General features: G+C 70.7%; 20 protein-coding genes. 13 read left to right on the top strand and 7 right to left on the bottom strand.

Annotated elements, in window-relative coordinates; translation table 11 throughout:
- Nucleotides 1-10 precede the first annotated feature (10 nt).
- Both ACZ5J1_RS17640 and ACZ5J1_RS17635 read left to right on the top strand, forming a co-directional pair.
- Nucleotides 11-781 (top strand): MBL fold metallo-hydrolase, encoded by a 771-nt coding sequence (locus tag ACZ5J1_RS17640; RefSeq protein WP_464560892.1) that lies wholly within the window; start codon nucleotides 11-13, stop codon nucleotides 779-781.
- A gap of 4 nt (nucleotides 782-785) precedes the next feature.
- Nucleotides 786-1,811, top strand: a complete 1,026-nt coding sequence (locus ACZ5J1_RS17635; RefSeq protein WP_464560890.1) for an LLM class flavin-dependent oxidoreductase — start codon at nucleotides 786-788, stop codon at nucleotides 1,809-1,811.
- Here ACZ5J1_RS17635 and ACZ5J1_RS17630 read toward each other — a convergent pair.
- The 4 genes from ACZ5J1_RS17630 to ACZ5J1_RS17615 are packed head-to-tail and all read right to left on the bottom strand — an operon-like array spanning nucleotide 1,804 to nucleotide 7,536.
- Entirely contained in the window at nucleotides 1,804-2,835 is a 1,032-nt protein-coding gene (locus ACZ5J1_RS17630) for an alanine racemase (protein ID WP_464560888.1), read from the bottom strand. The two genes, ACZ5J1_RS17635 and ACZ5J1_RS17630, sit on opposite strands and share 8 nt — an antisense overlap.
- Nucleotides 2,832-3,959 carry a lipid II:glycine glycyltransferase FemX gene (locus tag ACZ5J1_RS17625; protein WP_464560886.1) on the bottom strand — a complete coding sequence of 376 codons (1,128 nt, stop codon included), beginning with the start codon at nucleotides 3,957-3,959 and terminating at the stop codon, nucleotides 2,832-2,834. The genes ACZ5J1_RS17630 and ACZ5J1_RS17625 overlap by 4 nt, the downstream gene beginning before the upstream one ends.
- Nucleotides 3,956-5,212 carry a glycosyltransferase family 87 protein gene (locus tag ACZ5J1_RS17620; RefSeq protein ID WP_464560884.1) on the bottom strand — a complete coding sequence of 419 codons (1,257 nt, stop codon included), beginning with the start codon at nucleotides 5,210-5,212 and terminating at the stop codon, nucleotides 3,956-3,958. Before ACZ5J1_RS17620 ends, ACZ5J1_RS17625 begins: the two co-directional genes overlap by 4 nt.
- A 56-nt stretch (nucleotides 5,213-5,268) precedes the next feature.
- Entirely contained in the window at nucleotides 5,269-7,536 is a 2,268-nt protein-coding gene (locus ACZ5J1_RS17615; RefSeq protein WP_464560882.1) for a transglycosylase domain-containing protein, read from the bottom strand.
- 180 nt (nucleotides 7,537-7,716) lie between these two features.
- On the opposite strand from ACZ5J1_RS17615, the gene ACZ5J1_RS17610 reads away from it, so the two are divergent.
- Both ACZ5J1_RS17610 and ACZ5J1_RS17605 read left to right on the top strand, forming a co-directional pair.
- Nucleotides 7,717-8,280, top strand: coding sequence for a PadR family transcriptional regulator (locus ACZ5J1_RS17610; RefSeq protein WP_464560880.1), 564 nt, complete (start codon nucleotides 7,717-7,719; stop codon nucleotides 8,278-8,280).
- The gene (locus tag ACZ5J1_RS17605) at nucleotides 8,280-9,362 is read left to right on the top strand and encodes an inositol-3-phosphate synthase (protein WP_464560878.1); all 1,083 of its coding nucleotides are present in this window, start codon (nucleotides 8,280-8,282) and stop codon (nucleotides 9,360-9,362) included. Before ACZ5J1_RS17610 ends, ACZ5J1_RS17605 begins: the two co-directional genes overlap by 1 nt.
- A gap of 61 nt (nucleotides 9,363-9,423) precedes the next feature.
- Here ACZ5J1_RS17605 and ACZ5J1_RS17600 read toward each other — a convergent pair whose 3' ends face one another.
- Nucleotides 9,424-10,062, bottom strand: a complete 639-nt coding sequence (locus ACZ5J1_RS17600; protein ID WP_464560876.1) for a TetR/AcrR family transcriptional regulator — start codon at nucleotides 10,060-10,062, stop codon at nucleotides 9,424-9,426.
- Between the two features lie 70 nt (nucleotides 10,063-10,132).
- Between ACZ5J1_RS17600 and ACZ5J1_RS17595 the strand changes: the two genes are divergently transcribed.
- The 5 genes from ACZ5J1_RS17595 to ACZ5J1_RS17575 are packed head-to-tail and all read left to right on the top strand — an operon-like array spanning nucleotide 10,133 to nucleotide 15,013.
- Nucleotides 10,133-10,966: an alpha/beta fold hydrolase gene (locus ACZ5J1_RS17595; RefSeq protein ID WP_464560875.1), complete on the top strand. Its 834-nt coding sequence runs from the start codon at nucleotides 10,133-10,135 to the stop codon at nucleotides 10,964-10,966.
- Nucleotides 10,966-11,838 (top strand): metal-dependent hydrolase, encoded by an 873-nt coding sequence (locus ACZ5J1_RS17590; RefSeq protein ID WP_464560873.1) that lies wholly within the window; start codon nucleotides 10,966-10,968, stop codon nucleotides 11,836-11,838. Before ACZ5J1_RS17595 ends, ACZ5J1_RS17590 begins: the two co-directional genes overlap by 1 nt.
- Nucleotides 11,835-12,884, top strand: coding sequence for a PDR/VanB family oxidoreductase (locus ACZ5J1_RS17585; protein ID WP_464560871.1), 1,050 nt, complete (start codon nucleotides 11,835-11,837; stop codon nucleotides 12,882-12,884). Before ACZ5J1_RS17590 ends, ACZ5J1_RS17585 begins: the two co-directional genes overlap by 4 nt.
- A gap of 16 nt (nucleotides 12,885-12,900) precedes the next feature.
- Nucleotides 12,901-14,046 carry a zinc-binding dehydrogenase gene (locus tag ACZ5J1_RS17580; RefSeq protein WP_464560869.1) on the top strand — a complete coding sequence of 382 codons (1,146 nt, stop codon included), beginning with the start codon at nucleotides 12,901-12,903 and terminating at the stop codon, nucleotides 14,044-14,046.
- 52 nt (nucleotides 14,047-14,098) lie between these two features.
- Nucleotides 14,099-15,013, top strand: coding sequence for a GGDEF domain-containing protein (locus ACZ5J1_RS17575; protein WP_464560867.1), 915 nt, complete (start codon nucleotides 14,099-14,101; stop codon nucleotides 15,011-15,013).
- 15 nt (nucleotides 15,014-15,028) lie between these two features.
- Here the strand turns inward: ACZ5J1_RS17575 and ACZ5J1_RS17570 are convergent, their stop codons facing one another.
- Nucleotides 15,029-15,508, bottom strand: coding sequence for an SRPBCC family protein (locus ACZ5J1_RS17570; RefSeq protein WP_464560865.1), 480 nt, complete (start codon nucleotides 15,506-15,508; stop codon nucleotides 15,029-15,031).
- A gap of 10 nt (nucleotides 15,509-15,518) precedes the next feature.
- Complete coding sequence (locus ACZ5J1_RS17565; protein ID WP_464560864.1) at nucleotides 15,519-16,994, bottom strand: CCA tRNA nucleotidyltransferase; 1,476 nt, start codon at nucleotides 16,992-16,994, stop codon at nucleotides 15,519-15,521.
- A gap of 75 nt (nucleotides 16,995-17,069) precedes the next feature.
- Here ACZ5J1_RS17565 and ACZ5J1_RS17560 point away from each other — a divergent pair, with 75 nt between their 5' ends.
- The 4 genes from ACZ5J1_RS17560 to trxB all read left to right on the top strand — a co-directional run bounded on the left by ACZ5J1_RS17560 (nucleotide 17,070) and on the right by trxB (nucleotide 23,664).
- Nucleotides 17,070-19,181 carry a DUF6049 family protein gene (locus ACZ5J1_RS17560; protein WP_464560863.1) on the top strand — a complete coding sequence of 704 codons (2,112 nt, stop codon included), beginning with the start codon at nucleotides 17,070-17,072 and terminating at the stop codon, nucleotides 19,179-19,181.
- Complete coding sequence (gene murJ / locus ACZ5J1_RS17555; RefSeq protein WP_464560861.1) at nucleotides 19,174-20,796, top strand: murein biosynthesis integral membrane protein MurJ; 1,623 nt, start codon at nucleotides 19,174-19,176, stop codon at nucleotides 20,794-20,796. Before ACZ5J1_RS17560 ends, murJ begins: the two co-directional genes overlap by 8 nt.
- Before the next feature lie 44 nt (nucleotides 20,797-20,840).
- Nucleotides 20,841-22,613, top strand: coding sequence for a protein kinase family protein (locus ACZ5J1_RS17550; RefSeq protein ID WP_464560859.1), 1,773 nt, complete (start codon nucleotides 20,841-20,843; stop codon nucleotides 22,611-22,613).
- Nucleotides 22,614-22,674: 61 nt separating this feature from the next.
- A complete protein-coding gene (trxB, locus tag ACZ5J1_RS17545) occupies nucleotides 22,675-23,664 on the top strand; it encodes a thioredoxin-disulfide reductase (protein WP_464560857.1) in 990 nt (329 codons plus the stop codon).
- Nucleotides 23,665-23,677 lie beyond the last annotated feature (13 nt).

Genomic DNA, 23,677 nt, shown 5'->3' with positions numbered 1-23,677 from the left:
CGATCGCGCTATGGATCCCGCGAAGGGCTCACTCGCCCTCACCTGGTGGGGGCACGCGTCGGCGACCGTCGAGCTCGGGGATGCGAAGGTGGCGTTCGATCCGCTGCTGAGCGACCGGCTGATCCACCTGCGTCGGTTGACCCCCAGCCCACCCCCGGAGGCGCACGAGGCCGACGTCATCCTGATCTCGCACCTGCACCTCGACCACCTGCACGTCCCGTCGTTGCGCAAGTACGCCCCCGACGTACCGATCCTGGTGCCCCGGGGCGGGGAGGGGATGCTCCGCAGCCTCGGCAAGGACCGGATCCACGGCGTCGCCCCCGGCGAGAAGCTGTCGATCGGCGGTGTCGACGTCAGCGTCCTCACGGCCGAGCACGACGGGGGTCGCGGTCCGCACTCGCGGTACAAGGGTCCGGCGCTCGGCTACCGCGTCGACGGTGACGGGCGTTCCTGCTGGTTCCCCGGGGACACCGAGCTGCACGAGGACATGAACGACGTCGGCCACGTCGACCTCGCCCTGGTCCCGATCGGCGGCTGGGGGCCCAACCTCGAGGACGGGCACATGGACCCGGTCGACGGTGCCCGCGCGGTCGAGATGGTCGGTGCGACCACGGCGGTGCCGGTGCACTGGGGCACCTTCTGGATCACCGGCCTGGAGCACATCCGCAAGCAGAACCACCACCGGCTCTTCACCACCCCGGGCAAACGCTTCGAGGCCGAGCTGGCGGACTCGGAGATCGAAGCCCTCCTCGCCCCGCATTGTGAGCGCCTGGAACTCTAGGCATGTGGCACTCACCAAGCTCGGCTTCCTGACGCTCGGACTCTTCGACCCCGCGGACCCCCGCGCCGGCCACGAGGAGCTCCTCACCATGATCGAGCTGGGCGAGCAGCTCGGCTTCGACTCGGCCTGGCTGCGCCACCGCCACCTGCAGTACGGCGTCTCCAGCCCCGTCACGATCATGGCCGCGGCCACCCAGCGCACCAGCCGGATCGAGATCGGCACCGCCGTCACCCCGCTCGGCGCGGAGAACCCGTTCCGCCTGGCCGAGGACCTGGCCACCGTCGACATCTTGAGCGGGGGCCGGATCAACCCGGGCTTCTCGGTCGGGCCGCCGATGAACTACGACCGCTACAAGGACGCGCTCTACCCCGACACCGCCGGCCTGCTCGAGCTCGGCTTCCCGCGCCTGGAGCGGCTGATCGCCTACCTCGACGGAGCCCCGGTGAGCGACTTCGAGGGCACGATCGGGATCGAGACGTTCGACCGCCGCATCCAACCGCAGTCACCCGGGCTGGCCTCCCGGATCTGGTACGGCGGCGGCTCGCTGTCGAGCGCCACCAAGGCGGGCTCGCTCGGGCTCAACTTCCTCACCTCGAGCGTGGTCAAGGCTGACGACTCCTTCACCCCCGGCCGTCCCGACGGCTCCGAGTTCGCCCGGATCCAGCGCAGCCAGCTCGACGCGTTCTACTTCGCGCACCCGGCCGGGAGCGCGGCCCGGGTCTCGCAGGGGCTGGTGGTCATCCCGACCGACTCGGCGACCCCGGAGCAGGCGGCAAAGTACCGCGCCTATCGCGACGCACGGATCGAGCGCACCCGCTCGCCGCAGGGCCCCGGTCTGCTGTTCGCGCCCGACCTGGTCGGCACCAGCGACCAGCTGGCCGAGGAGCTCGAGGCCCACGCCGGGTTCAAGGCGGTCGACGAGGTCGTCTTCGCGCTGCCGTTCACGTTCGAGCACGACGACTACGTGCAGATCCTCACCGACATGGCGACCCGACTCGGCCCCGCCCTCGGCTGGAGCCCGGCTAGCTGAGCCGGATCTCGTCGAACGTGGTCGCGGTGTAGCGCACCGTCACCTCGAGCGCGTCCCCGACGGCGGGCACGGCGGCACCGCTCGGCAGGAGCAGCATCGAGGCCTGCATGTGCGGGGGCTCGGCGAAGTCGAGGCTGCGCCCCTGCCAGCGGTACGGCGACCTCAGCCTGCCGGCGGCTTCGAGACCGCCCTTGGCCAGAGCCACGGCGCGGCCGCGGGCGCTGGTGTCCCCGGCGGGAGCGACCATCCCGAGTCCGTGCGCGGTGCCGCCGCTGGCGATCACCAGGTGGCCGGACGCGCCGCGCCCCTGCCGGTAGCCGAAGTGGTCCGTCCGGGCAATCGGGTGCACGTCCTGCACGGTCGCGCTGACCTGCATCGCCTCCCGGTCGCCCAGCCAGAGCCGGGTCCCGATCCGGGGCCGGATCACGAGGTCGGGGAAGGAGGTCCGGATCCGGTGGAGCTCGGCCTCGGTCAGGTGGGAGACCCAGACCCGGGTCTCCTCGGCGCCGATCACGTCCTCGAGCAGGCGTCGGGCCTCGGCCTCGTTGGCGCCCTGGATCGGCAGGTGGATCGAGATCCCCTCGACCCGCAGCCGACGACGGGCGGTGGGAACGAGCGTCCACAGCTCCGTGGCGCTCATCCCGTAACGGCGCATCGAGGTGAGCCGCTCCAGCACCACCCGCGAGCCCGGTGCGAGCACGGACAACGCGTCGGCGTCCTCCGGCCGCGAGACGGTGTGGATCACCCGGTCGGCCAGCGCCGCCGGCAGCGCCGGCACCCAGGGACGCCACGGGGTCAGCACGAGCAGGTCGCCACCGAACCGGTCGGCGACCTCGGGGAGCTCGTCGTAGGTCCCGACGGCGAGGGTGTCGACGCCGAGCCAGTCGCTGCGCCGGGCCAGCGACGCCAGCCCGAGGCCGTACCCGTTGCCCTTGGCGACCGGGACGACGCCCGGCGTGGCGTCCGCGACCGAGCGCAGGTGCTCGCGCCAGCGGTCGCCGTCGACGGTCAGGATCAGGCTCATCGGGCTCGACGCTCCATGTACATCGTGAACGCGCGGTAGAGCAGCGGCCGCAGCGGCAGGTCCCACTCGCCGGCGTACTCGACGGCCTGGCCGCCGGTGCCGACCTTGAACTGGATCAGGCCGACGTGGGAGTCGTCCGCGTCCAGCGTCGGGGTGATCCCGCGCAGGTCGTAGACGGTGCAGCCGGTGGCGATCGCGTCGCGGATCATCGCCCACTGAAGCGCGTTCGAGCCGCGCACGTCCCGCTTCTCGGTCGACGAGGCGCCGTAGGAGTACCAGGCGTGCGTGCCGACCTGGACCAGGATCGTGGCGGCGACGAGGTCGCCCTCGTGCCGGGCCAGGAAGAGCCGGATCCGGCGCGGGTCCTCGGCGGAGAGCTCGCGGAACATCTCCTCGAAGTACGACAACGGACGCGGCGTGAAGTGGTCGCGCTCGGCGGTGTGCACGTAGAGCTCGTGGAAGGCGCGCAGGTCGCCGAGGTCGAGCGAGATCCGGACCTCGACACCCTCCTTCTCGGCGCGCTTGATGTTGCGCCGCCAGAGCTGGTTCATCCCCGCCAGGACGTCGGCCTCGGTCCGCCCCGCGAGCGGGATCTCGAAGGTGTACTGCGGCTGTCCCGCACCGAAGCCGTCCTCGGGGGACTGCAGCTGCCAGCCCGCGTCCCGCAACTGGGAGACGACCCGTGCCCCGGCGGGGTCGCGGTGGGTGGGCGGCAGGTCGCCGAGGCGAGCGACGGCCTCGTCGGCGACACCGGCCTTGACCACGGCGGCGTCCCAGGTGGCGGTGCGGACCGGCGGACCGATCCGGACCGCGAAGGCGCCCTCGCCGCGCAGGTACGCGGTGAGCGGGTCCAGCCAGTCCGACAGCGTGCCGGTCCAGTCGATCGACGGTCCCTCGGGCAGGTAGGCGAGCGTGCGCCGCTTGAGCTTGGGCACGGGGCGGTGCAGCACCAGCGCGGCACCGACGGGACGGTCACCGCCGGGCTCGAACCAGCCCAGCGATTCCGAGCGCCAGTCGGCCTTGACCTGCGCCCAGGCGGGCGTCTGGAGGAAGCTGACCGAGGGCTGGGAGCCGATGAAGTCCAGGTGCTCCTGGGTGCTGATGCGACGGACGGTCAGGCTCACGCCATGACCCTAACCGGCTCCGGCGCGGGAACGGGATCCGGATCGGGCTCGCGCCACCAGGATGTGACGATCCTCCCGACCAGCCAGAGCTCGCCACCGACCCGGATCGCGATCGCGAGCCAGTAGAACGGCGCGTCGTCGCTGCCGGCCGAGGCCAGGAAGCCGCCGAGGTACCACCAGCAGGCGGCGAAGTAGACGAACTCGCTCGCCTGCCAGACCACCTGGTCGAGAAGCTTCGGCCGGGCCAGCGCGGCCAGCGGCAGCAGCCACAGCACGTACTGGGGGGAGTAGACCTTGTTGACGATCAGGAACCCGGCCACGATCACGAAGCCGAGCTCGGCCAGCGTCGGCGTCCGACGGGCCGCCAGACCGACCACGAGCACGACCGCGCACCAGGCACCGAAGATCACCCACGACCAGACGTTGATCGCGTGCGGGGTGAAGGTGTGGCCGGTCGCCTGCTGGACCAGCAACCACAACGAGCCCAGGTCGGCGCCGCGACCGGCGTTGAACTGCCAGAACACCTTCCACTGGTCCAGGCCTCCGACCATGGCCGGGGCGTTCACCAGGAACCAGGAGCCGACCGCCGCGGCGGTGGCGGCGAAGAACGCCGATATCCGGCGCTCGCGGAAGCAGATGATCAGCAGGGCACCGAGCAGGAAGAGCGGGTAGAGCTTGACCGCCGCACCCACCCCGATCGCGACACCGGCCCACCCGGGTTTCCCGCGAGCCCAGGCGGCGAGCGCACCGGCGACGCAGGCGACCGCGAGCATGTCCCAGTTGATCAGGCCGGTGAGCAGCAGCATCGGCGAGGCGGCGAAGGCCAACGCCGCCCAGGGGCGCCGGGGTCGGGCGAGCACCAGCAACCACGTGGTGGCCAGGGCGAGCAGCGCGAAACCGAGCGCGTTGATCAGCACGTAGGGGCCGATCTCCCGGTGGACGCTCGGCATCCCCCAGAGCTCCTCGACGGGCGCGGCGTAGCGCTCCTCGAGGTCCGGGGACCCGGCGACCAGGTGGGTCACCCAGGCGGTTCCCCAGGCCCAGTAGGCGATCCCGACCGGGTACTCCATCACCTCGTAGCGGGCACGGGTCTGCTCGTCACCGGAGTACGGCCAGGACAGCTCGGCCAGACCCCGGCCTGTGTAGAGGTAGGGCAGGTCGGAGTAGCACATCTGGACGTAGCGTCCTTCGCTGTTCTCCCAGGTCTGGGAGTAGCAACCGGACTTCTGCACCATTCCGAGGGCAAACGTCACCGCAGTGATCAGCAGAAGGATCCGCAGCGGTGACCACCAGGCCTGCCCCCCGTGCTTCATGGGGTCGCCGTTGTCCCGGGGCAGCCCAGCAAGCCACACGGACTCGTGGACGTCGTCGGTGAGGGCGGCTCGGAGGAGGCCGGTGCGGTCGGCGACGGATCCACCGACGGCGGCGCCGTGCTCGGGGTGACGGTCGCCGACTTGGTCGGCTTCGGCGTCTTGGACGGCTTCGGCTTCTTGGTCGGCTTCACCAGGCTCGGGGAGTGCCCGTGGTCCGGGGCCTCGCCGTCGACCCAGGCCGGCGGTGCGAACTGCTCGACCTCGGTGCCCTCGAGGTCGCGCTGCATCACGTTGAGCCACGTCCGGGCCGGGTAGTCGGCACCGAAGTACGACGGCATCCAGCCGTCGAGCTGCTCACGACCCTTGCCGCGGACGTACATCACGGCGGTGGACAGCTGCGGCGTCATCCCGACGAACCAGGCCGAGGAGACCTCGCCGTCGTCGTTGGTCGCGGTGCCGGTCTTGCCACCGACCGGCCGACCGAGGGCCAGCGCCTTGCGACCGGTACCGGCCTTGACCACCTGCTGCATCGCGTAGGCGGTGTCGGCGGCGACGTCCTCGTCGATCGCCTGGGTGGTGTGGGACTTCCAGTTGTAGCGCTCGACGCCGTTGCGGTCGACCACCTTGGTGATGACGTGCACGTCGGCCCGCTTGCCGCCGTTGGCGATCGAGGCGTAGGCGTTGGCGATGTTGATCGGGCTGACCTGCGCCTTGCCCAGCGTCAGCAGGGTGTCCTCGGGGTAGAGGTCCGTGGTCGTGCTCGGCATGCCGGGCAGGTCCTGCTGGGCCTCCTCCGGCGCGATGCCGAGCTCGGTGGCGACCTTGTAGATCGCCTTGGACTTGTCCGGGATGGCCTCGGACATGTCGACGAACGCGGTGTTGACCGACTGCTCGAGCGCGGTCAGCGCGGTGATGTGCGCGCCGTAGTCGTGGCCGCTGTAGTTGCCGGCCTGCTCACCCTCGTTGCGCACCTCGAGGCCGCCACCGGGGAACACGTAGGGCGAGTTGCCCTCGAAGGTGTCCTTGAGCGAGAAGCCGGACTCGAGGGCGGTGGCCAGCGTGAACGGCTTCATCGTGGAGCCCGCCATGCCGCCGGCGATGGCCCAGTTGATCTGCGACTTGAGGTAGTCCTGCCCGGCGTAGAAGCCGACCAGCGCACCCGTGCCCGGGACGACCGAGGCGACCGCGGCGTGGAGCTTCTTGTCGGTGATCTTGGAGCCGTCGCGCGCGGTGGTCGGGGCCTCCTGCTTCACGGCCTGCTCGGCGGCGGTCATCGCCTTGCGGTCGAACGTGGTGGTGACACGCAGCCCACCGCCGGTGATCTCGGCGTCCTTGAAGCCGAGGGCCTTCAGCTCGTCGTTGACCATGTCGAGCATGAAGCCCTTCTGGCCGCCCTTGGCCGAGGACTGCTTCTGCTTCGGGAACTTCGGCAGCGCGGCCGAGGCGGTGGCCGCCTCGGCGTCGGTGATGTCACCGGTCGCCTCCATCCCGGCGAGCACGTAGCGGTAGCGCGCCAGCAGGGCGTCGTTCACCCCGGACTCGTCGACGTTCTCGGGGGCCATCCGGGTCGGGTTGTTCAGCACCGAGGCCAGGACGGCGCTCTGCTCGAGGGTCAGCTTCTTGGCCGGCACGTTGAAGAACGCGCGGGAGGCGGCCTGGATGCCGTAGGCACCGCGGCCGAAGTAGATCGTGTTGAGGTAGCCCTCGAGGATCTCCTGCTTGCTGGTCTGGCGCTGCAGCTTGAGCGAGAGGAACGCCTCCTTGATCTTCCGCGTGTAGGTGCGCTCCTGGTTCAGGTAGAGGAGCTTCACGTACTGCTGGGTGATCGTGGAGGCACCACCGGTGATCTCACCGGAGGACGCGTTGGAGAAAGCCGCGCGCATGATGCCCTTGGGGTCGATGCCCTTGTCGGTCCAGAACGAACGGTTCTCGGCCGCGACGACCGCGTCCTTGATCGAGTCCGGCATTTCGGCGTACGAGATCGACTCGCGGTTCTGCTCCGCGAACTGGCCGACCTTGGTCTTGCCTCCGGCGTAGTAGATGTACGTCGTCTGGGTCTGGAACGCCTTGTTCGGGTCCGGGATCTCGGTCTTCTTGTAGGCGATGAAGCCGGCCACGGCGACGAGGAGTACGGTTGCGACGCCGGTGATCAGGCCCCACTTGAGGGCCCACCGCGCCCAACCACGGACGCCTTGGGGTCGACGCGACGGCTTCGCGCTGCGTCGCGTCGTCGCCTTCTTCCGGGCAGGGGTCTGCTTACTCACGAGGAGAGAGAGTACGCATCCGACGGGAGCCCCACCGATTCTCCGGCCACCCTGAGCGTGGTATTTCCGGCCACTTCAGGGATCCCTCAGCGAACTCCCAGGGTGCTCTCACGTCCCAGGACCGGACGCGCTGATGTGTCGTAGATTCGCAACGAACGGATATATCGCTACGATGTATCCATGGCACGTCGCGGAGAGACCATCGAGCTGGCAGTCCTCGGACTGCTGCACGAGGGTCCGATGCACGGCTACGAGCTGCGCAAGCGGCTCAACCTCATGCTCGGCTGGGGTCGGGTGCTCTCCTACGGATCGCTCTACCCCACTCTGAAGAAGATGTTGCGCGCCACCCTCATCGAGGAGGTCAGCGCCGTGGCGACTCCGGTCACCCGACGCCCGCGCATCGTCTACAAGGTCACCGAGGCCGGTCATCGAGAGTTCGAGCGGCTGATGTCGGAGGTCGGTCCCACTGCGTGGGAGGACGACAACTTCGACATCCGCTTCGCGTTCTTCTCCTCGACCGACATGGAGATCCGGTTGCGCGTCCTCGAAGGGCGCCGTACTCGCCTCCAGGAACGGCTCGACCGCGTCCAGCGTGAGCTGTCCATGACCCAGCAAGAAGTCGACCGGTACGCCGCCGAGTTGCAACGACACGGCGTCGAACAGGTCGAGCGCGAGGTCCGATGGTTGTCGGACCTCATCAATGCCGAACGGAATGATCCGGTCGCAGTAAGGAAGGAGCCCTGATGGGTTCGATTCGCGTAGCAATCGCGGGTGTTGGTAACTGCGCCAGCTCCCTCGTCCAGGGTGTCGAGTACTACAAGGACGCCGACGCATCGAGCACCGTGCCGGGGCTCATGCACGTCCAGTTCGGCGACTACCACGTCTCCGACGTCGAGTTCGTCGCCGCGTTCGACGTCGACGACAAGAAGGTCGGCAAGGACCTGTCCGAGGCGATCAACGCTTCGGAGAACAACACCATCAAGATCGCCGACGTTCCGTTCGCGAACGTCGAGGTCCAGAAGGGCCCGACCCTCGACGGTCTCGGCAAGTACTACCGCCAGACCATCGACGAGTCGGCTGCCGCTGACGTCGACGTCGTCCAGGTCCTCAAGGACGCCAAGGTCGACGTGCTCGTCTCCTACCTCCCGGTGGGTTCCGAGGAGGCCGACAAGTTCTACGCGCAGGCCGCGATCGACGCCGGTGTCGGCTTCGTCAACGCCCTGCCGGTCTTCATCGCCTCCGACCCCGAGTGGGCCGCGAAGTTCGAGACCGCCGGTGTCCCGATCGTCGGCGACGACATCAAGTCCCAGGTCGGCGCCACCATCACCCACCGCGTGATGGCGAAGCTCTTCGAAGACCGTGGCGTCCGGCTGGACCGCACCTACCAGCTCAACGTCGGCGGCAACATGGACTTCAAGAACATGCTCGAGCGCGAGCGTCTCGAGTCCAAGAAGGTCTCCAAGACCCAGGCCGTGACGTCCAACCTGACCGGCCCGCTGGCCGGCCTCAAGGACGACAAGAACGTGCACATCGGTCCGTCGGACTACGTCGCGTGGCTCGACGACCGCAAGTGGGCCTACGTCCGCCTCGAGGGCACGACGTTCGGTGACGTCCCGCTCAACCTCGAGTACAAGCTCGAGGTGTGGGACTCCCCGAACAGCGCCGGCATCATCATCGACGCCGTTCGCGCCTGCAAGATCGCCCTGGACCGTGGCATCGGTGGCCCGATCCTCCCGGCCTCGGCGTACCTGATGAAGAGCCCGCCGGTTCAGATCGAGGACACCCTCGGTCGCGCCCAGCTCGAGGCGTTCATCATCGGCGAGTGATCTTCGGATCAACCTGCTCCACCAGTTCGGCCCCCGCACCACGCGGGGGCCGTTCTGCATTTCACGCCGTCGAGCAGGTCAGTGCCGCCAGCAGCACCGTGACCGAGACGATCGCCGCCTCGACGTCGAACCCGTCGGGGTCGAGCAGGAGCTGGCGACCCAGCTCCTCCAGCGCCCCGAGTGCGGCGTGCGCCCCGATCACCGGGTCGATCCGCGGCCCCGTCCCGCCCACCAAGGAGCCCGCGATCACCTGCGCGATGATCTCCTTGATCGCGGCCCGACTCTGCTCGATCCGCGCCGAGACCACGTCCGGCGTCCCGGGCAACAGGGTGAGGATCGGCCTCCAGGTCTCCCGGTCGGCCCGGACCACCTCGATCAGCTGGCGCAGCCCGCTCGGTGCCCATCCCGCCAGGTCCGCCCCGGGCTCGAGCAGGGGAGCGAGCACGCCCACCACCTGGGCGACGGCGCGCTGCTGGGTGCGGTCCAGCAACGTGATCGCGAGCGTCTCCAGGTCCTCGAACGCCCCGTAGACCACCGGGCGGGTCACCCCGGCCTCGTCGGCGATCCGAGCGATGCTGAGGGCGGCGTAGCCCTCGGAGTTGAGCACCCGCAGCGCGGCGTCGAGCAGCTGCTCGCGCCGGTCAGCCAACGGGACGCGGGCGGCGTACGGCCGTCGACGTCGCTCTGCCTGCTCGCTCACACCGGAGAGGATAGGGGACCGAGCGGGCACCTCCTGACAATTACTACATGGTTGTAGTAATTTGCCGAACGTGTACCTCCAGCACAGCGTGACCACCAGCGACGGACTCACCCTCGCCGCGTACGAGGCGGGCCCGTCCGCCGCGGACCCGGCTGTTCCGACGATCGTGCTCGTGCACGGTTACCCCGACGACCACCGGGTCTGGGACGGGCTGATCGCCGAGCTCTCGGGCACCTTCCGCGTGCTCACGTACGACGTCCGCGGGGCCGGGGCATCGGACGGACCGTCGACCCGCGCGGGGTACCGGATCCCCGCCCTCGTCGACGACCTGGGCGCGGTGCTCGACGCGCTGGCGCCGGGGGAGCGGGTGCACCTCGTCGCCCACGACTGGGGCTCGATCCAGTGCTGGGACGCGCTCGCTCCCGAGGCGCTCGGCCCGCGACTGCTCTCCTACACCTCGATCTCGGGGCCGAGCCTCGACATGGCAGCACGCTGGCTGCGAGACCGCTCCCACCTCGGGAGCTCCGCGCGCCAGCTGGCCGCGTCGTTCTACATCGGCCTCTTCCAGCTCCCGGCCCTGCCCGAGCTCGCCGTCCGCCGCGGGGTGCTCTCCCGGGCGACCCGCCGCACCGTCGCCGAGCGCGACGGGGTGAACGGGCTCGAGCTCTACCGAGCCAACTTCGTCGGGCGGATCGCTCGCCCCCGGATCTCCTCGATCGAGGTGCCCGTCCAGGTGCTGGCCCCGCGCGCCGACCCGCACGTGACCACGGCGCTCCAGACCGAGGCGCCCCGCCCATACGTGAAGCGGCTGCGCACCCAGGTGATCGAGGGTGGCCACTGGGTGGTGGAGCAGGATCCCGCCCTGATCGCCGGTCACGTCCGCAGCTTCATCGGAGCGCTCTGATGCCCCGGCTCTCCCAGCGCCGTCACGAGCCGGCCAAGGTCGCCCTGACCGCACGCGACGTGCACTTCGACTGGACCGGTCTGCCGCTGGTCTGGATCCCCGGCGAGGTCTTCGCCTCGCACCTGATCAACGTCCTGCACCTGCTGCTGCCCGAGGGGGAGCGGTGGTTCGTGAAGGTCTTCTCCGAGGCGCTCCCCCTGATCGAGGACGAGCAGCTGCGCGAGGAGGTGATCGGCTTCATCGGGCAGGAGGGCGTGCACGCCTCCTCCCACCAGGGGGTGCTCGACCACTTCGACGAGCACGGCCTCGACACCCGCGACTACGTCGCCCAGGTCGCCACGCTGTTCCAGAAGATCCTCGGGGACCGCGACCTGACCGGCCGTGCCGCCGAGGAGTGGCTGGTCCAGCGGGTCTCCGTGGTCGCCGCGATCGAGCACCTGACCGCCGTGCTGGGCAACTGGATCCTCAACGCCGACGGGCTCGACGCCGCCGGTGCGGACGAGACGATGCTGGACCTGCTGCGCTGGCACGGGGCCGAGGAGGTCGAGCACCGCGCGGTCGCGTACGACGTCTTCCAGCACCTCGACGGCCGCTACAGTCGACGGATCCTGGCCTACGCCGTCGGCGGTCCCGCCCTGGTGTGGCTGTGGATCGCCGGCGTGCGCCACCTGATGGAGCACGACACCGTCAATCCCGGCCACCGACCGCGGTTCAGCTCCCTGGTGCGCACCGCCCGACGGGGCATCACCCCCGGCTACGGGCTGCTGGCGACGTCGTCGTTGAAGTACTTCTCGCCCTGGTACCACCCCGACAAGGAGGGGAACACCTCCCAGGCGGTCGCCTACCTGGCGAAGTCGCCGGCCGCCCGATGACGACGTCCCCCGTGCGGGTGCCGCCGGCGGACGAGCCCAACCGGACGATGCGGCTGATCGACACCCTGGTCGAGCAAGCGTTCCTGCCGCTCGCCCGGTCGGACTGGTCACGGCGCCGGCCGGTGGGTCACGTCGATCGCGATCTCGCCGTCGTGGTCAGCGAGGTCGAGCCGGTCGCCGACGACGTCGTGGCCGTCACGTTGGCGAGTGCCACCGGCACGCCGTTGCCGCGCTGGTTCCCCGGCGCCCACATCGATCTCCTGCTCCCGTCGGGCAGGATCCGGCAGTACTCTCTGAACGGACGTCGCGACGATCCGACGCACTGGCGGATCGCGGTGCGCCACCTGCACGTCGACGAGGGCGGTGGCGGCGGGTCCGCCGAGGTGCACCGCCTCCGGGTCGGGGACCGGTTGGTCGTGCGCGGGCCCCGCGAGGCGTTCCCGTTCGTCTTCTCCCCGCAGGGCTACCTCTTCGTCGCCGGCGGGATCGGGATCACCCCGATCCTGCCGATGCTGCGCCGCACCGCCCGCCTGGACCGGGTCCCGTGGACGCTGGTCTACACCGGCCGCAGCCGCGCCTCGATGCCGTTCCTCGACGAGATCGCCGCGATCACCGCCGCCCACCCCGACCGGGTCCACGTCCTGCCCGACGACGAGTACGGCGTCCCGCAGCCCGACCGGATCCTCGCTCTGGCCCCGCCCGGCGCGGCGCTCTACACCTGCGGACCGCCTCCCATGATCGACGCGCTCCGGCTCGCGATGCCCGACCCCCAGATCGACTCCCTGCACTACGAGCGGTTCTCCGCGCCCCCCGTGATCGGTGGTCGCCCCTTCGAGATCCGGCTCGCCCGGACCGGGGTGACGGTCGAGGTCGGAGCCGCCGAGTCCGCGCTCGCGGCGGTCCGGCGGGTGCGTCCGGCGCAGGCCTACAGCTGCCAGCAGGGCTTCTGCGGGACCTGCCAGGTGCGGGTGCTCGACGGCATCGAGGACACCCACGTCCGGCTGTGCGTGGCGCGCAGCGAGGGAATGATCACCCTTGACCTCTGAGACGAAGGAGCCCGCGATGCGAGCCGTGACCTGGACCGACGGCGACCTGTCCGTCGCCGACGTCGAACGCCCCCAGCCCGGCCCCGGGCAGGTGCTCATCCGGGTGGTGCGCACCGGCATCTGCGGATCGGACCTGCACGCGAGCGTGCACGCCGCCGAGCTCGCCTCGATCGCCGGCGAGATGGGCTACGAGACCGTGATGGCTCCCGGTCGTCCCGTGGTGCTGGGCCACGAGCTGCTCGGTGAGGTCGCGTCCTACGGACCCGGCACCCGGCAGCGCTGGAAGCCCGGCACCCTGGTCACCGCCCTGCCGGTGCGGCGTGACGCCGGCACCGTGCACATGATCGGCTTCGAGGCCGACGCCCCCGGCGGCTTCGCCGAGTACACGGTGGTGCAGGAGTCCTTCACGTTCGCGGTGCCCGACGGCCTCGACCCCGACAAGGCGGCGTTCACCGAGCCGCTCGCCGTCGCCTGGCACGCCGTCCGACGCGGTCAGGTCGGCAAGGGCCGGCCCGCGATCGTGATCGGGTGCGGCCCGATCGGGCTGGCGGTGATCCTGATGCTCAAGGCGGCCGGGGTGAAGCAGGTGATCGCCTCCGACCTGTCCCCGGCACGACGCGAGCTGGCTCGCACCTGCGGCGCCGACGTGGTCGTCGACCCGACCGAGGAGTCCCCCTGGTCGGCGTACCGCCCGAAGCGCTCGCTCAGCTCGCTGCCGGCGTACGTGAGCTACGGGATGGATGCGGTCGCGGCCGCCCGGCGGGTGCCGTTCCTGCCGTGGGAGCAGCTGTTGCTGCACGCCGACAAGCTGGGTCAGGCACCCGCGGGACCGGTCATCTTCGAGTGCGTGGGCATCCCCGGGATGCTCGAGCAGATCTGCACGGCCGCGCCGCTGCACTCCCGGGTGGTGGTCGTCGGGGTCTGCATGCAGCCCGACACCTTCCGGCCCGCGGTGGCGCTGCACAAGGAGCTCGACCTGCGCTTCGTCTTCGGCTACGACCCCGCCGAGTTCACCCAGACGCTGTCGATGATCGCGAGCGGCAAGGTCGACCCGTCACCGCTGCACACCGGCACGGTCGGCCTCGACGGGGTGGCCGGGGCGTTCGAGGACCTCACCCATCCGGAACGGCACGCGAAGATCCTGGTCGACCCGTCCCGCTGAACAGGCGACGAATCCGCCACAACGGGGCTCGCTCGGGCCTACCATCGCCTTGATGATGCGAGGGCTGAGCTGGCGGGACCGCGCCGCGCGCGTGCGCGCCGGCGAGTCGGACCTCGCCGACGCCGAGGTGGACGAGCCGATCGACTCGTACCGCCGGCTCTTCTCCGCGCTCTTCGAGCACTCCTTCGACGCGGTGGTGCTGTGCACCTCCGAGGGCGAGTACCTCGCGGTGAGCGACTCGTTCTGCACCCTGACCGGGTACGGCCGCGAGGAGCTGCTCGGCCAGACCTCGCTCTCCTTGAAGCTGGTCGAGCCGCAGACCCGCGAGGCCACGAAGCGCGACGTCGAGGCCGGCCGGCCGGGGCTGTACGAGAACGTGATCGCGCGCAAGGACGGCACCCGGTGCGACGTCGAGTTCTCCCAGCAGTTCCTGGGGACCGACTACACCCTGGTGATCATCCGCGACGTCACCGAGCGCCGGCGGGAGGAGCTCGAGCTGCTCGAGCTGGCCTCCACCGACCCGCTCACCGGCCTGCTCAACCGACGCGGCTTCTTCACCAACGCCGAGCCCTACCTGGCGGTGGCGCGAGCGCCCAGCCACCTGGTGCTGGCCGACCTGGACCACCTCAAGACGATCAACGACACCTACGGCCACGCCCGCGGTGACAAGGCGCTGCTCACCTTCGCCCGGACGCTCTCCGACGTGGCGGCGGGCCTGGGTCGACCGACGATCGTGGCCCGCCTGGGTGGGGACGAGTTCGTCGTGATGATCGCCCTCGCCGTCGAGGGCGACGTCGAGCGTCTGATCGAGCAGGTCGAGACCCGGCTGGCCCGGACCGGCTCGGACGGGCACCAGCTGAGCGCGACCTGCGGCGTCGCGATCCGGCAGGACCGCGAGGACGCCACGGCGATGCTGCACCGGGCCGACCTGGATCTCTACGAGCGCAAGCGCGCCCGCACCCGCTGAACCGGGAGGCCCGGCTCAGGCCTCGGCGTCGGCCTTGATCCGCTCGAGCGTCCGGCTCATCCCCTCGAGCATCTCGGCGGTGAAGGCCTCCTTGCCGCCGAGGAACGCCTTGGTCAGCGACGAGGACACACCCGAGATGCCGTCGGGGGTCTCCCGACGGTGGGTGACGGCCGTGCCGCCGTCGGCGGTGGGCTCGAGCTGGAACGACCAGACGGTCTTGTTCTCCACGACTCGGAAGGCGAAGTCGCTCTCCGGGGTGAAGCGGACGATCTTGGCCGAGGTGGGCCAGCGCTTCCAGTCCTGCCGGTTGAGGTTGATGAAGCGCGAGCCGAGCTTCGCGGGGCCACCGAGCACGACCGACTTCACCACCTGCGGGCTCCACTCCCGCATCCGGGTCGGGTCGCTGATCATGCCCCAGAGCTTCGCGGGCGAGGCGTTGATCGTGATCCGGGCAGTCAGGTCGGTGCCGACGGCAGCGGCGGAGGCTTCACTCATGACCGACAAGTTACTTGCCGGTAGCCCGCTCTGACCACCAGGTCTGCAACCTGTTCTCGGCCTGCTCCTCGGTGAGGACGCCCTCGTCGAGGCGCAGGTCCATCAGGAACCGGTAGGCCTCGCCGACCTCGCGGCCGGGCGGCAGGTCGAGCAGCTCCATGATCCGGTTGCCGTCGAGGGCCGGACGCAGCGAGGCCAGCTCCTCCTCTTCGGCGAGCCGCTCGATCCGGTTCTCCAGCTCGTCGTAGGTCCGGGCGAGCCGGTCCGCCTTGCGCTTGTTCCGCGTCGTGCAGTCGGCCCGGGTCAGGATGTGCAACCGGTCGAGCTGGTCGCCGGCGTCACGGACGTAGCGGCGCACCGCCGAGTCGGTCCACTCCCCGTCGCCGTACCCGTGGAAGCGCAGGTGCTGCTCGACCAGCTGGGTGACGGCGTCGATGTCGGCGTTGGAGAACTTCAGCGCCTGCATCCGCTTGCGGGTGATCTTGGCCCCGACCACGTCGTGGTGGTGGAAGGTGACCACGCCCCCATCGACGAAACGGCGCGTCTTCGGCTTGCCGACGTCGTGCATCAGCGCCGCGAACCGGCTGATGAAGTCCGGCTCGTCGAGCCCGAGCCGCCCCTCCAGGTCGATCGACTGCTCGAGCACGGTGAGGGTGTGCTCGTAGACGTCCTTGTGCCGGTGGTGCTCGTCGCGCTCGAGCTGCAGCGCCGGGAGCTCGGGCAGCACCCGGTCCGCGAGCCCGGTCTCGACCAGCAGGGCCAGTCCCTTGCGGGGGTACGGCGCGCAGATCAGCTTCACCAACTCGTCGCGCACCCGCTCGGCACTGATGATCTCGATCCGGTCGGCCATCGCGGTCATCGCGGCGGTGACCTCGGGGGCCACGGAGAAGCCGAGCTGGGCGGCGAACCGGGCGGCGCGCATCATCCGCAGCGGGTCGTCGGAGAAGGACTGCTCGGGCGTGCCCGGGGTGCGCAGCACGCCGGTGGCCAGGTCGACCACGCCGCCGTACAGGTCGACGACGCTGCGTTCGACCCCTTCGGGACCGGCGAGCCGGACGGCCATCGCGTTCACGGTGAAGTCGCGGCGACCCAGGTCGCCGGCGAGCGTGTCACCGAAGTTCACCTCGGGCTTGCGGGAGGTGGGGTCGTAGGACTCCGAGCGGTAGGTCGTGACCTCGACCTGCCACGGGCCCTTCATGCAGCCGATGGTGCCGAAGTCGCGACCCATGTCCCAGGTCGTGCCGGCCCACCGCTTGAGGATCCGCTCGGTGTCGTCGGGGCGCGCCGACGTGGTGAAGTCCAGGTCGTGGTGCGGCCGGCCGAGCATGGCGTCGCGCACCGGGCCACCGACCAGGGCGAGCTCGTGACCGGCCGCGGCGAACACCTCGCCGAGGGAATCGATCACCTCGCCGATGCGGTCGAGCTCGGCCTCCACCCGACGTTGGACGTCGGCGATCGTGATCGCTGCTGACGACGTCTCGGACACGAGGAGTCAGTTTAGGCGGCCCCGAGGGTGGGCAGGAAACGGGCGAGCACCCGTCCGGTCGATATCGTGACCCGCATGCCCCGAGCCCTGCCCTGCGCCTTCGCCGCGCTCGCAGGACTCCTGATCACCGCACCGGCCCTGGCCGGGGTACCGGCGAACGCGGTCGCGGCCAAGCACCACCGGGCCGACGACTCGACGCCGCTGCAGGTCTCGATCTCCGGCCTCGGGCCGAGCGTGATCCCGCGGCAGGGCTCGATCACCGTCTCCGGCACGGTCACCAACACCGACGACACGGTCTGGCTCGACGTCGGCATCTACCCGTTCGTCTCGGCCACCCCGATCACCAGCCAGGACGACCTCGAGGCGGCGGCGGAGACCCCCGCCGACGCCGAGGTGGGCCAGCGGATCCTCAACGAGGGCGACTACCAGCGGGTCGACCGGATCGAGCCCGGCGCGTCGGTGCCCTACACGCTGACCATCCCCCGGGCCGACCTCACCGCCCAGGGCGTCGGCGCCGCCGGCGTCTACTGGTTCGGGGTGCACGCGCTGGGCTCCGGCCCGGACGGGTCCGACTCGGTGGCCGACGGCCGTGCCCGCACCTTCCTCCCGCTGCTCCCGGCCGACGCCGCCACGGTGCCGACCACGGTGATCGTCCCGGTCCGGGCGCGGGTCGACCGCGCCAGCGACGGCTCGATCGACGACCTGCCCCGGTGGGCCAAGCTGCTCCAGCCGGAGGGGCGGCTCGGCCGGCTGGTCGAGCTGGCCACCACCCCGTCCGCGCACGACCTCAGCTGGCTGGTCGACCCGTCGGTGCTGGCGGCGGTCCGGCAGCTCGCCGACGGGAACCCCGCCCGACCGCTGCTCTCCTCGGACCCCGGTTCCGGCGAGGGCGACGGCGAATCGGCGTCGCCGAGCGCGTCGACCGAACCCGATCCCGACGACGGCGACACCCCCGACGAGGAGACCCAGCTGCTCGCCATCGCGGCGGCGGACTGGTGGACCCGGATGTCGACCTCGTTGCGCGGCGCCGACCTGCTCGCCCTCCCGTACGGCGACCTCGACCTGACCGGTGCGGCAGCGAACAACCCCGGCAGCTACGACCTGGCCCGGACCCGGAGCCAGGAGAACCTCTCGGCCTGGGCGCTCTCCGGGACGCCGGTGAACGCCCCCGCCGACGGCACCCTCGACACCGGCGCCTCCGACCTGCTGGCGGCGGTCGCCCCGACCACCCCGGTGATCGTCAGCGACACCGCCCTCCCCGGCGACCCGACCTCTCCCGTCGCCGAGCTCGGCGACCTGCGGCTGGCCGCGATCGACTCCGACGCCAGCTCCGGCGGCCCAGGACCGGATGCGCCGCTGGCCGCGACCGCGCTGCGCCAGCGCGTGCTCGCCGAGGCCGCGGTCCGCTCGCTGGCCGGCGACACCGACCCCCTGCTCGTGACCGTGCCCGACAAGTGGTCGGTGCCCGACGCGACCCAGCTCGCCGCCGGACTGCGTCAGCCCTGGTTGGCCCCGCAGAGCCTCACCTCCGACCTGGTCGGCACCGTCCCCGGCACCGTCGACCACCTGGTCCAGCCGACCGAGGGCACCCCGATCGGGCGCCGTACCTTCGAGGCGGCGACCAGCCTGGTCCGTGCCGGCCGGTCCCTGCAGCGGGTCCTGGTCGGCAACACCGAGGTCGCCAACGCCACCCTCGACGAGTCCCTGACCACGGTCGCCTACGCCCGCCGCGGAGCCACCTCGCAGCCCGCCGCGGCCTCCGCGGCGGAGATCAACGCCACGCTGGGGCGGATCGAGATCCGGGCACCGCGCGCGGTCACGCTCTCGGGATCGACCGGACCGTTCGCGGTGACGGTGGTGAACCCGTTGCCGGAGCCGGTCTCGGTGACCCTGCGCGTGGTCAGCGACCCGGGCATCACGATGGAGCAGCCGGAGCCGGTGCAGATCGAGGGCAAGAGCTCGGCGACGATCCCGATGAAGGCCTCCGACGCCCACGTCGGGGTGCACAACGTGCAGCTGCTGCTGACCGACAGCGCCGGGGCCCGGTTCGGCACCCCGGTCTCGGTCCCGGTCCGGGCCTCCCAGGTCTCCAACATTATCTGGGTGTTCCTCGGCGTCGGGTGCGCGCTGCTCTTCGGTGCGATCGGGACTCGACTGTTCCGTCGGTGGAGGGCCCGTCGTGGCTGAGAACGCGACGATCCTGCGTCAGAGCGCGGTGATGGCGTCCGGGACGATCGTGTCCCGGCTGAGCGGGTTCGTCCGTTCGGCGCTGCTGGCCGCGATCCTCGGTGCCCAGCTGCACGCCGACATTTTCAACATCGCCAACACGATCCCGAACATGCTCTACATCCTGCTGGCCGGCGGCGTGATCAACGCGGTGCTGGTGCCACAGCTCGTCCGCGCGATCGCGCACGACGGGGATCGCGGGCAGGCCTACACCTCCCGGGTGCTGACGCTGGTCACGGTGTTCCTCACCGTCGTCACCGTCGCCCTGATCGTCTTCGCACCGGTCGTGATGCGGCTCTTCGTCGACGCCGACTGGTCCGACGAGGCGTTCGACTCGACCGTCCTGTTCGCTCGACTGTGCCTGCCGCAGGTCTTCTTCTACGGCATGTTCGTCCTGGTCGGCCAGGTGCTCAACGCCCACCGCCGGTTCGGCCCGATGATGTGGGCCCCCATCGCCAACAACATCGTGTCGATCGGGGTGCTGCTGCTCTACCTGGTGGTCTTCGGGTCCGGCGATCCCACCTCACCCAGCTTCGACACCGGTGAGGCGCTGCTGCTCGGTGCCGGCTCGACCGTCGGCATCGCCGTCCAGCTGGCCGTGCTGCTGCCGTTCCTGCGCTCGGCCGGGGTCTCGCTCCGGCTGCGCTGGGACCTGCGCCACACGGGGCTCGGCCACACCTTGCGGCTGGGCGTGTGGACGGTCCTCTTCGTGATCGTCAACCAGGTCGCCTACACGGTGGTGGTCAAGCTCGCCGGGACCGGAACGGGCAGCGGGTCGGACAGCGGGACCGGGTACACCGTCTACTCGGCGGCGTTCCTGATCATCATGGTGCCGCACTCGGTGGTGACGGTGTCGCTGGCGACGGCGATCCTGCCGCGGATGTCGAGCGCCGCCTCGGAGGCCGACCACCGCGGGATGGTCCGGCTGCTCGCCCCGACGATGCGGACGGCGCTCACCCTCGTCGTCCCGTTCGCCGCGGTGCTCGCCGTGATCGCGCCGATGGTCGCCCAGGTGATGTGGGGCTACGGCGCGGCCAGCGACTCGGTGGACAACTACGTCACCACGCTGATCCTGTTCGGCCCCGGTCTGGTCTTCTTCACGATGCACTACCTGGTGCTGCGCGGCTTCTACGCCCGCGAGGAGACCCGGGCCGTGTTCTTCATCCAGTGCGTGGTCGCGGCGATCAACATCGTCACCGCGGTCGTGCTGGTCACCCGCACCGACGCCGCGTGGACGGCCCCGTCCCTGGTGATCGCCTACACGGTGTCGTACGGCGTCGGGGCCTGCCTGTCCTACCTCGTGCTGTCGCGCCGGCTCGGCGGGATGCACACCCCGGTCCTGATCCGGTTCCTGGTGCGGCTGCTGCTCGCCGTCGCGGTGCCGCTGGCCGTCTGCGTCGTGCTCGAGCAGGCCTGGCCCTGGCTGGACAGCAGCGCCGGCACCGCGGTCTCGCTGGTCAAGGTCGTCCTCGTCGGAGGCGTCTTCGGCGTCGGCTACCTGGCGATGGCGCGGGTGCTCCGCATCGCCGAGGTGGGGGAGCTGGTCGAGACGTTCGGGGCGCGACTGCGTCGTTAGGACCTACGATGCGGGCGACGGCAGGTTTCACGGGAGGAGGTGCGATGGACGAGCAGGACGAGTCCGCGTCCCCACCGCACCGCTACGGCATGCTGCTGGCCAGCCGCTACCGGCTCGACGACCTGATGAGCGAGACCGGGTCCGGCCAGTTCTGGCACGGCTACGACACGATCCTCGAGCGCTCGGTCGCGATCCACGCCATCCCGGCCGACGACCCCCGCGCCGACTCGGTGCTGCGGGCTGCCCGCGACTCGGCCCGGGTCACCGAGAGCCGGTTCCTGCGGGTGCTGGACCTCGACACCCGGGACGGCATGACGTTCGTGGTCAACGAGTGGGGCACCGGCACCTCGCTGGACCAGGTCCTGGCCGTCAACGGTCCCCTCGCCCCGCGCCGGGCCGCCTGGATCGCCGGCGAGGTCGCCAGCGCCCTGGCGGTCGCCCACGAGGCCGGGATCGCCCACGGCCGGCTCGCCCCCGAGAACGTCCTGCTCGACACCGCCGGCTCGGTCCGGATCATCGGTTTCTCCGTCGAGGCGGCGCTGCACGGTCTCGACGGCGATCGGATCGGGATCGACGTGGTCGACCTGGCCGGCATCCTGCACGCCCTCCTCACCGGCTTCTGGCCGGGACTGTCGGAGTCGTCGCTGCCGCGCGCCGCCCGGGAGAGCGGTTCGATCCTGGAGCGCGACCGCAGCCGGTTCCTCACCCCCCGCCAGGTCCACGCCGGTGTCCCGACCGCCCTGGACGAGCTGTGCAACGAGGTGCTCAACCGGCCGCACGGCCGCCATGCCGGGATCAACAGCGCCGACGAGATCCGCGAGACCCTGACCGCGTTCGTCGGGGACCCCTCCGACCTCGAGGCGGTCGCGGTCGAGCTGGCCGGGGTCGGCGGACGTCGTACGTCGCCCCGCCCCGATCCGGAACGGACCGGTCCGCTCGCGCTGAGCGACGTGCCCACCGAGCTCGGCACCCCGATCTTCGACGACACCGGCGAGGTGGAGTGGTTCAACCCGCGCTCGGGCGCCGCGCCGACCCCGGCGACCCCCCCGCCGGCACCGACGAGCCCGGAGGAGCGGCCGCTCTTCGCCCCGGAAGGAACCCGGAAGCCCCGCACGACGGTGCCGCACCCGGTCTCCTCGGCGGGGCTGGCCGCCGACTCGGAGTGGCTGTTCAGCGCGCCCTCGGGGATCGACGAGGACACGCCGCCCGGCCGCTGGCTGCGGATCTCGCTGACCATCGGGGTGGTGGTGCTTCTGGTCCTGGCCGGGCTGCTCGCCTACGCGCTGACGAACGAGGACTCGTCCGACAGCCCGACCGATCCGGGCTCCTCGAGCGCCGCTCCGGCGGTGCCGCGGGCGATCTCCGGGATCACCGCGACCTCGTTCGATCCGTTCGCCGATCCGCCGACGGAGTACCCCGAGCTGGCCCAGCAGGCCGTCGACGGCGACCCGAAGACGGCCTGGCGGACCCAGAACTACTACCAGCAGCTGGGTCCGAAGGGACTCAAGTCCGGGCTGGGGCTGATCCTGGACCTGCAGGACGAGCACAGCGTGGCCTCGCTCACCATGCGGATGAAGAACGCCGGCGCGAAGGTGTCCGTCTACGTCACCGACACCAAGCCGACCAAGGCTCCGACCGAGATCGACGGGCTCGACCCGGTCGCGGCGCTGACCTCGACCGCGAACCAGACGATCACGCTGGTCACCCCGGCGACCGGGCGGTTCGTCACGCTCTGGTTCACCGCGCTGCCGGAGGTGGGCGACGCGTTCCGTCTCGACCTGACCGAGGCGACGGTCCGCGGGAACACCGCCAACTAGACTCGCGTTGCATCCTCAGCAGCACTTCACCAGCACCGAACAAGCAGAGAGTGGTCCCTCCATGACCCACGGCACCGAAGCCACCGACCCGCGCAACGTGATCATCATCGGGTCGGGCCCGGCGGGGTACACCGCTGCGGTCTACGCCGCCCGCGCCTCGCTCGCTCCCCTCGTCTTCGAGGGTTCCGTGACGGCCGGTGGCGCCCTGATGAACACCACCGAGGTGGAGAACTTCCCGGGCTTCCCCGAGGGCATCATGGGTCCGGCGCTGATGGAGAACATGCGCGGCCAGGCCGAGCGGTTCGGTGCCGAGCTGGTCGCCGACGACGTGATCGAGGTCGACCTGAGCGGCGACGTGAAGAAGGTCGTCACCTACGGCGGCACCTTCTACGCCCGCGCCGTCATCCTGGCGATGGGTTCGGCCTACAAGAAGCTCGACCTGCCCGACGAGGACCGTCTCTCCGGTCGTGGCGTCTCCTGGTGCGCGACCTGCGACGGCTTCTTCTTCCGTGAGCAGCACATCGCCGTGGTCGGCGGTGGCGACTCCGCCGTCGAGGAGGCCACCTTCCTCACCCGCTTCGGCTCCAAGGTCTCCCTGCTGGTCCGCCGCGACGAGCTGCGCGCCTCCAAGGTGATGCAGGAGCGCGCCTTCAACGACCCGAAGCTCGAGATCATCTGGAACAGCGCCGTCGACTCGATCAACGGTGCCGACTCGCTCGAGTCCCTCACCGTGGTCGACACCGTCACCGGCGAGAAGCGGGACCTGGACGCGACCGGTCTGTTCATCGCGATCGGCCACGACCCGCGCTCGGCGCTGGTCGTCGGTCAGGTCGACCTCGACGACGAGGGCTACGTGCTCACCCAGGGCACGGCCGGCAAGCCGTCGACCGCGACCAACCTCCCCGGCGTCTTCGCCTGCGGCGACCTGGTCGACCACACCTACCGTCAGGCGATCACCGCCGCCGGCTCCGGCTGCTCCGCCGCCCTGGACGCCGAGCGGTTCCTCGGCCACCTCGAGCACGCCGAGCAGGCTGCCGCGGTCACCGTCTGACCCCCTCGACGAC

It is taken from the genome of Nocardioides sp. JCM 18999 (genome assembly GCF_055391175.1).
The sequence above is the reverse complement of the archived record's forward strand: the minus strand, read 5'-3'. Positions and strand labels throughout refer to the sequence as shown.

Bases quoted from the DNA above. Each gene is read 5' to 3' on its own strand.
- ACZ5J1_RS17580 (WP_464560869.1), top strand. From the start codon at position 12,901: ATGCGAGCCGTGACCTGGACCGACGGCGACCTGTCCGTCGCCGACGTC.
- trxB (WP_464560857.1), top strand. From the start codon at position 22,675: ATGACCCACGGCACCGAAGCCACCGACCCGCGCAACGTGATCATCATC.
- ACZ5J1_RS17590 (WP_464560873.1), top strand. From the start codon at position 10,966: ATGCCCCGGCTCTCCCAGCGCCGTCACGAGCCGGCCAAGGTCGCCCTG.
- ACZ5J1_RS17605 (WP_464560878.1), top strand. From the start codon at position 8,280: ATGGGTTCGATTCGCGTAGCAATCGCGGGTGTTGGTAACTGCGCCAGC.
- ACZ5J1_RS17575 (WP_464560867.1), top strand. From the start codon at position 14,099: ATGATGCGAGGGCTGAGCTGGCGGGACCGCGCCGCGCGCGTGCGCGCC.
- ACZ5J1_RS17640 (WP_464560892.1), top strand. From the start codon at position 11: ATGGATCCCGCGAAGGGCTCACTCGCCCTCACCTGGTGGGGGCACGCG.
- ACZ5J1_RS17630 (WP_464560888.1), bottom strand. From the start codon at position 2,835: ATGAGCCTGATCCTGACCGTCGACGGCGACCGCTGGCGCGAGCACCTG.
- ACZ5J1_RS17570 (WP_464560865.1), bottom strand. From the start codon at position 15,508: ATGAGTGAAGCCTCCGCCGCTGCCGTCGGCACCGACCTGACTGCCCGG.
- ACZ5J1_RS17560 (WP_464560863.1), top strand. From the start codon at position 17,070: ATGCCCCGAGCCCTGCCCTGCGCCTTCGCCGCGCTCGCAGGACTCCTG.
- ACZ5J1_RS17610 (WP_464560880.1), top strand. From the start codon at position 7,717: ATGGCACGTCGCGGAGAGACCATCGAGCTGGCAGTCCTCGGACTGCTG.
- ACZ5J1_RS17550 (WP_464560859.1), top strand. From the start codon at position 20,841: ATGGACGAGCAGGACGAGTCCGCGTCCCCACCGCACCGCTACGGCATG.
- ACZ5J1_RS17585 (WP_464560871.1), top strand. From the start codon at position 11,835: ATGACGACGTCCCCCGTGCGGGTGCCGCCGGCGGACGAGCCCAACCGG.